The organism is Pseudomonas sp. B329, assembly GCF_023127835.1.
GTDB classification, from domain to species: domain Bacteria; phylum Pseudomonadota; class Gammaproteobacteria; order Pseudomonadales; family Pseudomonadaceae; genus Aquipseudomonas; species Aquipseudomonas synxantha_A.
Genome location: NZ_SPKP01000013.1, coordinates 95,324 through 110,105, shown reverse-complemented (window position 1 = coordinate 110,105; position 14,782 = coordinate 95,324). Strand labels below are relative to the sequence as shown.

Below are 14,782 nucleotides of genomic sequence, written 5' to 3'. Positions count from 1 at the left end.
AAGGGAGTGCCTTGGCCGGACTGGGCTGGTCGAGGATACCTACCTCTCTTGAACACGGAGTTCTGAAAGTGGCCAAGCAAACATCCACTCCTGAAACCCCCTCAAATACCGACAATGCGTCAACGCCTTCAATTACGCCACAGCCGCAGGCGCTAGAAGTCGACGCGCCCATCATCTCCAGTGAGCTGTACGGGACGATTACGGCAGAAGCGATGGAGAAGGACTCATACCTGACTGTCGACTCGCGCATGGACAGGTTGGACATCACCGTAAAGTTCAGCATAAAGGAGGCGCCAGAGATCCGCTTGAATGATGTTGTTGACTCAAGCGGGCAGCCGGGTGCCAGGGAAATCCTGATTCCGCAGAAATACCTGACCATGTCCATGGGGTACACGCTGATCGTATGGTACGAGGGCACAGTGAGCGGTAAACCAGCCGTTTCACTAACCAAGGAAGTGGGGGTGACTTTTTACTCTGCAGAACAAAGTAAAGCGCTAGCGCCTCGATTAAGAGATGAAAAGATATTCCAAAATACGCCAACCTATGACATGCACGATCACAAAGGCGATGAGATAGTTGAAATACCTATTCCTCCACTTGCCCAGGTTGGAGATAAAATTTATTGCAGTGTCGTTATTGAGCAATTCAGTGGAAAACCCGTTTTCTATATCGTGGCTTACGGGTATGCATTAACGCTCGAAGATATAGCATCAGGCGAAAAACTTGAATTTCCGATTCCTCGTGGTTGGCTGGCACGTCAAAAGCCACGTTACGAATCAATTACTTGTCAGGCTGCCTGGATCACCAGTGGCGAGGAGCCCCAACCGCCGGCTGAAGTTGAAAACCCTGATGAAGAGACCCGTCTTCCCAGGAACGCTCTTCAAATCCAACATCGTCGTACCGCTGCTTTCATTGGGGATCAAGGCCTGGAGAATTTGCTGCCTCCCCATTTGCGGCAGTCTGCGTTTTTCGATGATAAGTGGTGCCTCAATCCGGAGCTCACTAAAAATGGGGGAGATATAGATGCGCCGGAGCTGGACACTTATGCCGGTGATCAGATCTGCTTCTACGTAAGCGGTCCCGGCTACGGATCGAAGTTACTGGGTTGTGTGGATATTGAAAGCGATGGGGACCCGGCGTCCGTCAAGTTACCGCGCTGTGTGATTGCTTGTTTCTTTAATAAGCCGATGACGCTGAGCTATACCGTTCAATTTCCTAATGTGATGGGTCCAGAGCCTCAGTCGCCGGAGCGGGTGGTCGATGTGCTGAAGCCTAGACTTTCCAAGTCGGAAATTGCAGAGGCCACGTTAACCTCAATATTTTCGATGAGGACGCATCGGCGTTTGTTCATATTGGCGACTATGCCACATGCTCAACGTTTTGCTGGATGTGGATCACCGGTGAACATGAGGACGGAAGTAGCTACCAATCGGAAATTTTGACGAAGGCGCCTGTTACGGAGGACTGGAAAAATAAAGGTGTTGAGACGTTTATCTCGAGAGACAAACTGCTACCACTGGCTGATTGCAGTGATTTTGAACTGCATTTTGCCGTGAGTTTCTGCGAAGCCTCTGACCGATCAAAAGCTATCGAGGCTCCGGCGGCGACTTTCCATATCGTCCAAGAAGAGCTAGTGCTGCCTGCGCCCAAAGTTGCGCAGGCGGAGGGGGACGAATTGGAGCCGTGGAATGCTCGACATGGCTTAGAAGTAATCGTCAATTATCTGCGTATGAGTGAAAAGCATGAGATCAGTGTTTGCTGGAAAAGACCCAACGGCCTCTGCTGGGAATTGAAATCTGAAGCTGGCAATCGTGACGGCATTGTCAAGTTTTCCCTGCCTGCTGATGCGGCGATAGAGAGCATGGGCGAAACGGTGGAAATCACTTACACCGTGGTCACCAAATGTAGTGAAGCACAGACTTCAGCGCCGTTGAATTTGAAGATTAACCTGCCCACGCGTCTGGAAACGCCAAACGTGCTGGAGGCGTCGCCGCCCGGGGTAGATCGTGGCGTTGTGGATTTGAGAGTCATTGACGGGAATGCTAACTCCTTCGAAAGTTCAATGTGGTTTTTGCGCAAAGGTCACATATGCTGGCTGCGCGCCACGGGCTTAGATGAAAACGGCAATCCGTACACGTTTGTTGTGTATGAGAACAGAGTCATTACGGATGAGGAGGTGACTAAAGGGGTGGCGGGCCCCGTGCTGCGAGCCGCCTTGGATAAGTTAAAAGACGACACCGACTTTATCCTCACTTTCAGCGTGTCCACGCAGGGCAGTTTGAAGGAGAACGTAGTATGCCCATCGCGGGTTTTGAAAGTGCGTGTTCCACCTAAGGTTCGCTATGAGAACTTCACTGGGCAGCCGACCCGACTGATTTCTGCAGGCGGAAGCATTAGCATCCCGACAATGAACATACGTTTTCTGTCTGGGCCAGGAACAATGGGTATCTCAACATTCCCATCGACGCCAGGGATGCTAGAGGGGCAGGCACTTGTTTTTGCGGATGGGTTAGGCCAGACGCCGAGTCATCAAAGAGTGCGCCTTGATTTAACCTTTACATGTAAGCGTGTGAAGTGTGCATATACCTGGAATCACTATCCTACGACAGTGAGTTTTTACAGTCCGTCTGGCGGATATTTAGGTGCAGTAAATTTAAATGGGAGTCCTTTGAATAGTTGGATCGATTTTTCTGCACCGGTAGGTTCGGTAATAGGCTACATAGAGATATCGTCTGGCGATTGGATGTACTTTGATTTCTTTACCTTCTGGTTGTAGCTTCAGTCAGCTTGACTAAACGCCCACCTGCTTAGGGTGGGCGCTTTATGCACGTCGTTTTTATCAACTTACTTCGGCCCCAAAATCTTCACCAACTTCTCCGGCGACGGCGCCCCCTGTTGCTGCTGCAATCCACCCTTGTCATCCAGATAGAAAATCGCCGGCGTTGCTGACAACTCCAGTTCATCCATCAACTTCATATTGGCATCGAGCTTGGCCTCGACCTCGGCCGGGATCTTCTCCAGCGCCTTGAGCTTACTGCCTTTGCCGGCCGCTTCGTGTTCTTGCAGGGCTTTTTGCGGGTCTTTGGCGGCGAGCAGGGCGGCGGATTTGCCTGGGCTGTCTTCGCGGATGATGCCGACCATGATGTGGCGCAACTGCACCTTGCCGGCCTTGACCCACGGCCGCGCCTGTTCCCAGAACATGTTGCAGTACGGGCAGTTGGGGTCGCTGAACAGGTACACGGTACGCGGGGCGTTTTTATCGCCGTCCTGGATCCAGCTGCTGTTTTCCATCTTGGCCCAGACTTCCTTGGCCATGGGTGCGTACACCAGTTTTTCCAGGGGCGCGGTGCTCAGGTCATTGCCCTGGGCGTCGTACAGGTTGCCGGCGATCACGTTTTTGCCGTCGGCGGTCAGGTACAGGGCCATGCCACGGTTCTGGTATTGCGCGGCGTAGCCGGTGAGGCCGCTGGGGGCATCGAATTTACCGATGATCCTGGCGCCCTTGGCTTCGATCTGTTTGATCGGCGCCGGCCAGTCTTCGGCCTGGGCCAGGGAGGCGGCGAGCGTCAAGGGCAGCAGGGTCAGCAGGTGGCGGAGGCGAGGCATGTCGGTTTCCTTGTCGTGGTGTCATCGAAGGGTTCCATGGCGCGGGCCAGGCTGGCTTCGGAGAGTTCGCCCAGGTGGCTGTTGATCAGGCGCCCATCGGCTTGGTAGAACAGCGTGGTCGGCAGGGCCATGGAGCCCACGGCCTGGCCGAGGCGGCCGCTGGCGTCGAACAGCACGTTGTCCAGGTTCAGGCCCTGGGTGGCCAGGTAGGTGCTGACGCTTTGCATGCTCTCGGCCTGGTTGACGAACAGAAAGGTCACATCGGGGCGCATACGCTGGGCGTTTTCCAGCACGGGCATTTCGCGCCGGCACGGCGGGCACCAGGTGGCCCACAGGTTGATCACCAGCGGGCCACCCTGGTAATCCGCCAGTTGCACCACCTCGCCATTGGCGTTGCGCAGGGTGATGTCCGGCAGGCGCGTGCCTTTTTCATACAGGCTGAGGGATAGGCTGGCCATGCCCCAGAACAACAGACCGGTGATCACCCCGGCGCTGAGCGGCTTGCGCAGGGCCGGGCGACGCCAGCCATACGCCAGCGCGCCGAGCACCAGCGCGATGATGCCGGGCCAGGCGAGGAAGCCACCGTCACGCAGGTCGACCACCTCGACCCAGTCGTTGCTGTAATAACTCCAGTACATCAGCACGAAGCTGACGCGGGCGGCCAACATGCCCAGCAGGAACAGGCTGAACAGCACCGATTCGGGGTTCTCACCGCCACGCTTGGCCACGCGCCAGCCCACCAGGGTGGCGAGAATCAGCGCGCTGATCAGCAGGATGTGATTCAGGGCGATGGCGAATGTGCCGATGGTCAGGGTCAACATCAGCGCGCGTCTCGGGTTTGCGTCCAGCGTTGCAGGAAGGCGGCGGCATCCACTTCGCCGGTGATGCGTTGGGCGCGACGTTCATCACCGTCCGGGCCGATCCACACGAAGCTCGGTGGCCCCGGCACCTTGTAGCGGCCCAGCAGTTCGCGGCTGGCAGCGTTGTCGGCGGTGACGTCCAGGCGTAGCAGGCGCACGTCTTTGAGCGCGTCCATCACCTCGGGTTTGCCGAACACCTGTTTTTCCATGATCTTGCACGACACGCACCAGTCAGCGTAATAGTCCAGCAGCACCCAGTGGCCCTGGGCCTTGGCGCTGTCGAGCTGGCTTTGCAGCACGGCCGGGTCATTGATGGTGGTGAAGGCATCGTGAGCACTCGGTGCACCGGCGACCGTTGAACCGTTGTAAACCTTCAACGGTTGCCACAGCTCATCGCTGCCACCGGCTGCGCCCACCACCAGTATCGCGCCCCACAGGCCCAGCACCAGGGAACCTGCGCCGAACACCTTGGCGGCCAGGCCGAACTCACGGGCCAGTGTCCAGCCGCAGTACGCCATCACCAGCGCCAATGCACCCCACAGGCCGATCCACAGGCTGTCGCCGACCACCGGGCGAATCATCAGCACAGCGGTGCCCAGGAACAGGAAGCCGAAGATACCCTTGAGCACGTTCATCCAGGTGCCCGGCTTGGGCAGGAAGCGATTGCCCACGGTCACCAGCAGCAATAGCGGAATGCCGATACCGATGCCCATGGCGAACAGGATCAGGCCACCGTGCAGCGCATTGCCGCTCTGGGCGATATACAGCAGGGCGCCGGCCAGGGGCGCGGTCATGCACGGGCCCACCAGCAGGCCGGACAGCGCGCCGAGCACACCAGCACCCACCAGGCTGCCACCGCTTTGCTGGCGGCTGACGTTATCGAGACGGTCGCGCAGGAAGGCGGGCAACTGCAATTCAAAGAAGCCGAACATCGGCAGGGCCAGCAGCACGAACAGCGCGGCAAAGCTGCCGAGTATCCACGGGGTTTGCAGCAGCGCGGCGAGGTTGGCGCCAAGCAGCGCGGCCATCACACCCAGGCCCGCATACACCAGTGCCATGCACACCACGTAGCTACCGGCCAAGGCAAAACCACGGCGCGGGCTGGCGCCACTGCCAACCACCAGGCCGGCGAGAATCGGCAGCATCGGCAGCGAGCAGGGCGCAAACGCCAACAACAGGCCCAGGCCAAAGAAGATCAGCAGGCTCCAGCCCAGGCTGCGTTGTTGCAGGCCGCTGGCCAGGCTTTGGTCCTGGGCCTGCGCGGTAGCGGCTACGGCCGGGTTGCCGCCCAGGTCCACGGTGATCGACTGCGGTGGATAACACAGGCCCGCATCGGCACAGCCCTGCCAGCCCAGCTTGACCTTGCCGGTGGCGCCGGCCGGGATCTTCACTTCCAGGCCCTGGCGATACACTTGCTGTTCGCCGAAGAACTCATCGCTATGGGCTTCACCCTGGGGCAGCACGGGTTGTTCGGCCAAACCGTCGAACTTCATGCGTTGCTGGTACAGGTAGTAACCGTCGGCTATCTGCCAATACAGTTGGGTTTCGCCACTTTCAAGACGTTCGGAGGTAAAGGTGAAGGCTTTGCCCACCGGGAGAAAGTCGGGTTTGGTTTCGAAGGGGTTGCCCGGCGCTGCCTGGGCGAATCCCGCGAACAACACCAGCAGAAAGGTAAACAGATGCCGCATGGTCAAGCCTTAGTTCGATGCAAGTGAGGCACACAATGTGTGGCGCTGATTAACCGATGATTAACCGGACGCTATTCTAGAGTGTAGGGATAATCTGATGTTGTGAACTTTAGCGGCATAATGCGCGCTTAATCTGGCGCTTTTCTAATCACCCCCATCTTTCATGAAGGGTTCAGCATGCACGTACTGGTCTGTGAAGACGACGAACTGATCGCCAGCGGTATCGTGGCCGGCCTCGGTGCCCAGGGCTTTACGGTCGAGCGCGTGGCCACGGCCGCAGCCGCCAGGGCGATGCTCAAGGCTGCAGCGTTCGACATCATGGTGCTCGACCTCGGCCTGCCTGACGAAGATGGCCTCAAGCTGCTGCAACAACAGCGCAGCCAGGGCCTGGAAATTCCCGTGCTGATCCTCACCGCGCGGGACTCGGTGACCAACCGCGTCGACGGCCTGCAAGCTGGCGCCGATGACTACCTGCTCAAGCCCTTCGACCTGCGCGAACTCGCCGCCCGCCTGCAAACCCTGTTGCGTCGGGTGGCGGGGCGCAGTGTCAACCTGATCGAGCACGGCCGCCTGGCCTACGACCCCAGCAGCCGCGAGACCTTCCTGGATGGCCAGCCGGTGGACCTGTCCCGTCGCGAACAGGCGCTGTTGCAGGCGCTGCTGCACAACAAGGGCCGTGTGTTGTCCAGCGAGCAGCTCAAGGACAGCATCTACGGGTTCAGTGATGAGCTGGAAAGCAACGCGCTCAACGTGCATATCCATCACCTGCGGCGCAAGTTGGGCAATGGCATCGTCGAGACCGTCAGGGGCTTGGGCTATCGCCTGGGGCCGGCTGATGCAGGAGAGAACACTCAGTGATGAGCTTGCGCCTGCGCCTGACGTTCAAGCTGGGCGCCGCTTTTGTGCTGATCTGGGTGCTGGCGGCCGCCTGGATGCTCAACGATTTGCGCAACCAGATGATGTTCTCCCTCGACCAGCGCCTGGTGGCCTCGGCGCGCATGGTAGCCGGGCTCACCGAGCAGATGCCGGGTTTGGCCAGCGTCAGCGGTGGTGCACATTTGCGCACCGAACAGTTGAATGTGCCGGGGGGCATGGCCTGCCAGGTCAGTTCCTTGCGCGGCGAGATCCTGGCACGCAGCCACACGACCCCGGATGAAGGTCTGGAGTCGCGCAGGAGTGGTTTTCGTGACCAGATGATCGATGGCGTGGGTTGGCGCAGTTTCACCCTGTCCCGGGGCGACCTGCTGATCACCACCGCAGACCGCCAGGTGGAGCGTGAGGCACTCAACCTGTCGATCCTGCTGGCAGCATCGGTACCGGTCGGCGTGGCATTGCTCGGTTGCCTGTGCCTGTTGTGGCTGGGCATCGGCCAGAGCCTGGTGCCGCTCAATCGTATGCGCGACGCCTTGATGCGCCGCAGCGCCGACTCTCTCGAACCCTTGCAGATTCACCCGTTGCCCAGCGAGCTCAAGCCGTTGCTCGACACCCAGAACCAACTGTTGCAGCGCATCGCCAAGACCATCGAGCGCGAGCGCCGCCTGACCGGTGACGCGGCCCATGAACTGCGCAGCCCGTTGACGGCAATCAAGACCCACCTGCAAGTGGCGCGCATGACCGAAGGTGCGGCGCGCGACCAGTCGCTGGCGCACGCCGAGGAGGGCGCCGACCGCTTGCATCGCACGCTGGAGCAATTGTTGCTGTTGGCGCGGGTGGAGGGCAGCTTGTCGTTTGACGATGGCTTGCAGTCCAGTGCCGAAGAAGTCGCCAGGTTGGCGATTCAGGACGCCAATGCCGGTGACAATTCCCGTATCGATCTTATTCTTGCGCCGGACCTCTCCCCCGTTCCGGTAGAAATGCCCGTAGGCCTCGCCGTCGCGGCCTTGCGTAACCTGCTGGACAACGCCTTGCGCCATACCCCCGCCGATACCCGCGTGGAACTGCACGTGTTTTCTACCCCGGATAACGTGATGTTTCGCGTGCGTGACCATGGCAAGCAGATCTCCAGCGAAGACCTGCAATACCTTACCCAGCGCTTCTGGCGTAATGGCAACAGCGAAGGCTGCGGCCTGGGCCTGGCGATCGTGCAGGCGATTGTGCAGCGCTGCGCCTGCTCGCTTGAGTTCGACAGCCAGCCGGACGGCTTGCGGGTTGAGCTGGGTATGCCGCTGCGCCGCTGAACCTTGCTTTTCATGTGCCAAGTAATTACCGCCCGCCTGACATTCAACCCTTCAGGATGGCGGTAATTTTTTTGCGCTTGAACGGGCCGAATGATTCGGCCTGAAATGAAAAGGACGGTTCTTATGTTGGTTATCGACACCAGTTTCCCAGCCAGGGATTTCAACGACCGCCAAGGTGAATCCGTGCAGCAGGTTATTCTGCACTACACCGCGGCGCCTTTTGCTTCGTCCCTGCGTACCCTTACGCAACACGGCGTCAGCGCCCACTATCTGCTGCCCGACCCCGATGAATCCAGCTACCGCGCCGCGGGTTATGAAGAGTTGCGCGTGTTTCGCCTGGTGGAGGAGGACAAACGCGCCTGGCACGCGGGAGTGAGCCATTGGGCGGGGAGGGACGACCTCAACAGCCGCTCGATTGGCGTTGAAATCGTCAACCTGGCGCGGGATGACGCGGGGGTATTTACCTTTCCCGAATACTCCCCGGCACAGATCGATGCGTTGATTGCAATAGTCCGCGACGTGCTTGCACGTTATCCGCAGGTCGGCCCGACTGACCTGATCGGGCATTCGGATGTGGCCTATTGGCGCAAGAGTGATCCGGGGCCGCGGCTGCCCTGGCGTGTTCTGCATGAGGCCGGTATTGGGGCCTGGTTTGATGAGCCAACACGGGCGATGTACCAGCGCCGCTTTTGTGTCGGCTTGCCACCAGAGGTTGAGGTAGAGCGGGCGTTTCAGCGCTACGGCTATAAGCCCGCGCAGAATCGCCGAGCCTTTGAACAGCGCACCCGGGCGTTCCAGATGCATTTTCGGGCCAGGGATTATTGCGGGTTCCTGGATGCAGAGACTTGCGCGATCTTGTATGCACTGAACGACAAATACCGCGGGCTATGAAGTGTGGGAGGAGGCTTGCTCCCCCATTTGCATCTTCATTCATCAGTTATCGATCGCCGCCCCCTAAATCCTGTTCTAGCTGATGCGTTTCCAGAACAGGAAATCCGTGCGCATGCCCTTGGGCCAGCCGCCAACGGATCGGCAGTTTGGTCATCATCAGCGTATTGAGGGATCGAGAGATGTCAGTCGCTACCAGCCGTATCGAAGACGCCCTGGCGCCTGCGGAAACGCTCTACCAGTTTGACGAAACCCCGCTGCTGGCCCGCCAGCGCCAGCAGGAGTCCAACGCCCGCAGCTACCCGCGGCGTATCCCCCTGGCGCTCAAACGCGCCAAGGGCCTGTATGTGGAAGACGTCGAGGGGCGGCGTTTCATCGACTGCCTGGCCGGCGCCGGCACCCTGGCGCTGGGGCATAACCATCCGGTGGTGATCCAGGCGATCCAGCAAGTCTTGAGCGACGAGTTGCCGCTGCACACTCTGGACCTGACCACACCGGTCAAGGATCAGTTCGTGCAGGACCTGTTCGGCTTGCTGCCATCGGAACTGGCGCGGGAAGCGAAAATCCAGTTCTGCGGCCCCACCGGCACCGATGCGGTGGAAGCCGCGTTGAAGCTGGTGCGCACCGCCACCGGGCGCAGCACTGTGCTGTCGTTCCAGGGCGCTTATCACGGCATGAGCCAGGGGGCGTTGAGTTTGATGGGCAGCCTGGGGCCGAAGAAGCCGCTGGGGGCGTTGTTGGGCAATGGCGTGCAGTTCCTGCCATTTCCGTATGACTACCGCTGCCCGTTCGGGCTGGGCGGCGCCCAGGGTGTGCGGGCCAACCTGCACTACCTGGAAAACCTGCTCAACGATCCCGAAGCCGGGGTGGTGCTGCCGGCGGCGGTGATTGTCGAAGTGATTCAGGGTGAAGGCGGCGTGATCCCTGCCGACCTCGATTGGTTGCGTGGCTTAAGGCGTATCACCGCGCAAGCGGGGGTGGCGCTGATCGTCGATGAAATCCAGAGCGGCTTTGGGCGTACCGGCAAGATGTTTGCCTTCGAACACGCCGGCATCATTCCGGATGTGGTGGTGATGTCCAAGGCCATTGGCGGCAGCCTGCCGCTGGCGGTGGTGGTGTATCGCGACTGGCTCGACACCTGGCTGCCGGGTGCCCATGCCGGGACGTTCCGCGGCAACCAGATGGCGATGGCGGCGGGCTCGGCGGTGATGCGCTACCTCAAGGATCACGACTTGGCCAGTCATGCGGCGGCCATGGGCGAGCGTCTGTGCGAGCACCTGCGCATCCTGCAGCGCGACTTCCCGCAGTTGGGGGATATCCGTGGTCGTGGGCTGATGCTGGGGGTGGAGCTGGTGGATCCGACGGGCCCGCTTGATAGCCTGGGGCACCCGCCGGTGCATCGCCTGTTGGCACCGCTGGTGCAGCGTGAGTGCCTCAAGCGCGGGCTGATCCTGGAGATGGGCGGGCGCCATGGCGGCGTGGTGCGCTTTCTGCCACCGCTGGTGATCACCGCGGCCGAAGTCGACCAGGTGGCCGAGATCTTCGGGCGCGCCTTGGCGGCGGCGGTTGCCGGCGTTTAATTTTTGCGGTGCCTGGTACGTTTCTACAGATATCAGCGCTGCGCGTGGTGCGCAGCCAGCCTTTGAGCGATGGAGAACAGCAATGACCTCAGTATTTGACCGCGACGACATCCTGTTTCAGGTAGTGGTCAACCACGAAGAGCAGTATTCGATCTGGCCTGACTACAAGGCTGTGCCTGAAGGCTGGCGAACCGTGGGCAAGAGTGGCATGAAGAAGGAGTGCCTGGCGTATATCGAGGAAGTGTGGACGGACATGCGTCCGTTGAGCTTGCGCCAGAAGATGGACGGTGCCGCCCTCGCCAACTGATTCACTTGGGCCCGACTGTGGGAGGGGGCTTGCTCCCGATAGCGGTGTATCAGTCAGCCAATGTTCAACTGAAACACTGCTATCGGGAGCAAGCCCCCTCCCACATCAAGCATTAGTGCGGGGTGTGGGTGTAGAGGTAATCCGTCGCCAACGACGCCAGCGTCCTCACGCCCACCACCAACGCCGACTCATCCACAAAGAACCCAGGGTTGTGATTCGGCGCCGCCTTGCTCATGTCCTGGTCCCTCGGTGTCACCCCCAGGAAGACAAACAGCCCCGGTGCCTCTTTGGCATAGAACGAGAAGTCTTCGGCGCCACCCACCAACGGGCCTTGCACCACATCACCCTGAGCCGCCCAGCGCAGGCTCGGCAGCATTTTCTCGGTCAGCGCCGGGTTGTTGATGGTGGGGTCGTACTTCTCGATGATCGTCACTTCGGCCTTGGCGCCACCGCTTTCGGCGATCTTCTCTACGGTCTGGCGCACATCGGCATGCAGCTTCTGGCGAATCCCGTAGTCATAGGAGCGGATGGTGCCGGTCATCTCCAGCGACTCGGGGATGATGTTGTAGCGGGTGCCACCGTTGATGGTGCCGATGCTCACCACCGAGGGCGATGACGAAATATTCGTGCGGCGGCTGACCACGGTCTGCAAACCGACAATGGTTTGCGCGCCGACAGTGATCGGGTCGATGCCGTTCCAAGGCTGCCCCGCGTGGGTCTGTTTGCCGAGGATCCTGATGCGCAGGTCGTCGGAGCTGGCCAGGGTCGGGCCTGGGCGGTAGGCGATCTGCCCGGCCGGTATGCCGGCCCACACATGCAGGCCGAACACCGCGTCAGGCTTGGGCGCTTTCATCACGCCTTCCTGCACCATCATCTTCGCGCCCCAGGTGTTCTTGCCGTCGGGGATAAAATCGCTGGGGCCTTCTTCGGCCGGTTGGAAATAAAACACCACGGTGCCGGGCAGGCGGTCGCGCATCCCGGTAAGAATCTTCGCAGTGCTCAGCAGGATGGCGGTATGGGCGTCGTGACCGCAGGCGTGCATCACATCGACTTCCTTGCCCAGGTAGGTGCCCTTGGCTTTGGAGGCGAAGGGCAGGTCGGCGACTTCCTTGACCGGCAGCGCATCCATGTCGGCGCGCAGGGCCACGGTCGGGCCGGGCAGCGCGCCTTTCAATATGGCAACGACGCCGGTGCGAGCCACCCCGGTCTTCACCTCAAGGCCGAGTTCGCGCAATTGTTTGGCGACCAACTCGGCGGTGCGGGTTTCGGTATTGCCCAGTTCCGGATGGGCGTGGATGTCGCGGCGGGTTTCCAACAGGCTGGGTTCGAGTATTTTTGCCTGGGAGGCAATGGTTTCCCTGGCACCGTCCTGGCCGCTGCTGGCGGCAATCACTGCACTGCTCGTGACCGCGCAGAGCAAACCCAAAACCCATTGGTGTGTCAGACCGTTCATTCGCATACCAACCTCTGCTTGCTTATTGTTGTGGATCTTTCTCCTGCACGCTGCCGGCGGTCAGCACCTGCACGCTCAAGCGCGGCGTTGCCAGGTCGAGCCCTGCTTCATCCAGGTGCCGCTTGAGCGAGAGGTTGAACGCTCGCGAGACTTCCCACTGCTTGATCGGCGCGGTCTTGAAGCGTGCGCGCAGGATCGCGCTGCCGGATTCGAAACTCTCCACGCCCTGGATTTCCAGCGGCGACCAGATATTGCGGCGTTGCAGCGGGTCATTGCGCATGGCGTGGCCGACATCGCGCATCAGCTTGATTGCGTCGTCAATTTCCATGTTGTAGGGGATTGCCACCCGGAAGATCGCGTAGCCGAACTCTCGGGAGTAGTTCTTGATGCTCTTGATCTCGCTGAACGGGATGGTGTGCACGATGCCGTCGATATCGCGCAGGCGCACGGTGCGGATGGTCAGGCCCTCCACCGTACCCAGGTGGCCGCCGACGTCTACGTAGTCGTCGATGGCCAGGGAGTCTTCGATAATGATGAACAAGCCGGTGATCAAGTCCGCTACCAGCGACTGCGCACCAAAGCCGATGGCGATACCGATCACACCCGCACCGGCCAGCAATGGCGTGACGTTCATGCCCATGTTCGCCAGGGCCACGATGGCGGCGATGATGAAGATGGTCACGAACAGCACGTTGCGGATCAGCGGCATCATGGTTTGCGCACGCGCGTTGGCCAGGCCTTTGCGTGAGCGGGTCAGGGCGTGGTGGATGGCGGTGTCGCTGAGGATCCAGATCAGCCAGGCAAACAGCAAGGTCCCACCGAGGCCAAACAGCTTCACGGCTATTTCATGGCCGTCACCTTCGGTAAAGCGAATCATCGACAGGCCCCACACCCGCAGCCCCAACTCGATAAACGCCAGCCACACCACCAGGTGCACCTGGGTGTAGACAAACCCTTTGAGGCGTTCGGAGTACAGCGCGTGGCGTTTGTGCCCGCGCTGCGGCTTGAGGGCGTGGCGGCGCACCAGGCCGTTGATCACCATGCACAACACCAGCAGCACCGTGCACAGCAGCGACTGGCGCAGCGCGGTGCTGGTGTCGCCGGCCGACAGGAAGGTCGCGAACAGTGAGATACCTACCAGCAGCAAGGCCGGGATGTACCAGAAGGTACCGATGATCGACAGGGTGTCGGTGAGGGCGCGGCGGGTCAGGCGGCGCGACAGCGGCTGGTTGCGGATCAGGTGTGCAATCGGTCGGCGGAAACGCAGGATAAACACGCCGGTGGACAGCGCCGCCATTACATTGGCTACGGTTGCGGCGGTGTGGGCCAGGTGCTGGCCGAGCGCCTCGATCAGGCGCGGATCGCTCAAGGCTTCACCGAAGGCGGCAAAGCTGCCGATCCACCACAGCGGGCGGAACGCCTGATGGCGCAGGATATACAGGGCGCGGTGGCGGTGCGGGCCGTCGAGTACGGAGAAGGCAATTACGCAGATTGCCGAAAAACAGGTGCCGACCACCAAGGCATAGGCCAGCACCATCGCCAGGGATTTGCCCAGGGAGGAAGGCAGGGCGTAGCTCAGGTAAACCGTGATCACCAGGGCGATCAACCAGGGGCCCAGCTTGCGCAGGGCAAAGCGCAGCATGTCCCAGGTGCGCGGGTGTTGCGGTAACTCTTCGGGCAGGCCGAAACGCTCGCGTACCCGGTGGCTGAGCCAGATCAGCGCGGCGGCCAGCAGGCTCCACACTGCCAGGATCACGGCAAAACCAAAGATGATCGGCAGCCATTCGTTGGCCGGCAGCATCAGCGCGCCCAGTTCATCCTTGGCCAGGTCGACTTCATTGGACCAGCGCCCCAATGGGCTGTCGGCGCCGGAAAACTGCTGTTCAAAGCCCGACAGCGTGCTGCCGATCAACCCGAGCACACCTTGCTCTGTAGCGGGTTGGGCCTTTTGCGTGGCGGCGCGCAGCTTTTTCAGGTCGCTCAGCAGCTGGGTGCGCTGTTGGTCGTTTTCGAGGGTCTTGATCACCTCGTCCAGCGACTGCCCCAGGGGCACTTCAGCCTGGGGTTGGGCCTTGCTGGAACCACCCAGCATTCCGGGCAAGCCTACCGCCTGGGCGGATGACAGCGGCAGCAGCGTGAGCAGGGCGATCAGCAGGTAGCAGGGCAGGGCAAACAGACGGGAAAGCACGAGGCGGTCAACCTTCAAAGCAACGAATTGACCGA

At 60.5% G+C, this 14,782-nt stretch carries 12 protein-coding genes; 7 read left to right on the top strand and 5 right to left on the bottom strand.

The genetic code is table 11. The features are described from left to right. The first annotated feature begins 68 nt into the window (after window positions 1-68). Window positions 69-1,442 (top strand): hypothetical protein, encoded by a 1,374-nt coding sequence (locus E4P00_RS09555; RefSeq protein WP_248131281.1) that lies wholly within the window; start codon window positions 69-71, stop codon window positions 1,440-1,442. Then, window positions 1,388-2,776 carry a hypothetical protein gene (locus E4P00_RS09550; protein WP_248131279.1) on the top strand — a complete coding sequence of 463 codons (1,389 nt, stop codon included), beginning with the start codon at window positions 1,388-1,390 and terminating at the stop codon, window positions 2,774-2,776. The genes E4P00_RS09555 and E4P00_RS09550 overlap by 55 nt, the downstream gene beginning before the upstream one ends. Window positions 2,777-2,844: 68 nt before the next feature. Here the strand turns inward: E4P00_RS09550 and dsbG are convergent, their stop codons facing one another. From dsbG to dsbD, 3 genes are read right to left on the bottom strand one after another with little or no spacing between them, the layout of a single operon-like run. Next, window positions 2,845-3,606, bottom strand: a complete 762-nt coding sequence (gene dsbG / locus E4P00_RS09545) for a thiol:disulfide interchange protein DsbG (RefSeq protein WP_216091895.1) — start codon at window positions 3,604-3,606, stop codon at window positions 2,845-2,847. Further along, the gene (locus E4P00_RS09540; RefSeq protein WP_248131277.1) at window positions 3,582-4,427 is read right to left on the bottom strand and encodes a TlpA disulfide reductase family protein; all 846 of its coding nucleotides are present in this window, start codon (window positions 4,425-4,427) and stop codon (window positions 3,582-3,584) included. The genes dsbG and E4P00_RS09540 overlap by 25 nt, the downstream gene beginning before the upstream one ends. Beyond that, on the bottom strand, window positions 4,427-6,154 hold the full coding sequence (gene dsbD, locus E4P00_RS09535) for a protein-disulfide reductase DsbD (protein ID WP_248131275.1): 1,728 nt from the start codon (window positions 6,152-6,154) through the stop codon (window positions 4,427-4,429). The genes E4P00_RS09540 and dsbD overlap by 1 nt, the downstream gene beginning before the upstream one ends. Before the next feature lie 177 nt (window positions 6,155-6,331). On the opposite strand from dsbD, the gene E4P00_RS09530 reads away from it, so the two are divergent. From E4P00_RS09530 to E4P00_RS09510, 5 genes are all read left to right on the top strand, one after another. Beyond that, on the top strand, window positions 6,332-7,012 hold the full coding sequence (locus tag E4P00_RS09530; protein WP_005789979.1) for a response regulator: 681 nt from the start codon (window positions 6,332-6,334) through the stop codon (window positions 7,010-7,012). Next, window positions 7,012-8,331, top strand: a complete 1,320-nt coding sequence (locus E4P00_RS09525; protein WP_248131273.1) for an ATP-binding protein — start codon at window positions 7,012-7,014, stop codon at window positions 8,329-8,331. The genes E4P00_RS09530 and E4P00_RS09525 overlap by 1 nt, the downstream gene beginning before the upstream one ends. Before the next feature lie 123 nt (window positions 8,332-8,454). Continuing rightward, the gene (locus E4P00_RS09520; protein WP_248131271.1) at window positions 8,455-9,222 is read left to right on the top strand and encodes an N-acetylmuramoyl-L-alanine amidase; all 768 of its coding nucleotides are present in this window, start codon (window positions 8,455-8,457) and stop codon (window positions 9,220-9,222) included. Window positions 9,223-9,401: 179 nt separating this feature from the next. Continuing rightward, window positions 9,402-10,799 (top strand): aspartate aminotransferase family protein, encoded by a 1,398-nt coding sequence (locus E4P00_RS09515; protein WP_078821945.1) that lies wholly within the window; start codon window positions 9,402-9,404, stop codon window positions 10,797-10,799. An 82-nt stretch (window positions 10,800-10,881) separates the two neighbouring features. After that, a complete protein-coding gene (locus E4P00_RS09510) occupies window positions 10,882-11,106 on the top strand; it encodes an MbtH family protein (RefSeq protein WP_003192847.1) in 225 nt (74 codons plus the stop codon). A gap of 112 nt (window positions 11,107-11,218) precedes the next feature. On the opposite strand, the gene E4P00_RS09505 is transcribed toward E4P00_RS09510, so the two are convergent. Together E4P00_RS09505 and E4P00_RS09500 are read right to left on the bottom strand one after the other, a co-directional pair. Continuing rightward, window positions 11,219-12,565, bottom strand: coding sequence for an amidohydrolase (locus E4P00_RS09505; protein ID WP_248131269.1), 1,347 nt, complete (start codon window positions 12,563-12,565; stop codon window positions 11,219-11,221). 16 nt (window positions 12,566-12,581) lie between these two features. After that, window positions 12,582-14,747, bottom strand: coding sequence for a mechanosensitive ion channel domain-containing protein (locus tag E4P00_RS09500; protein WP_248131267.1), 2,166 nt, complete (start codon window positions 14,745-14,747; stop codon window positions 12,582-12,584). Window positions 14,748-14,782 lie beyond the last annotated feature (35 nt).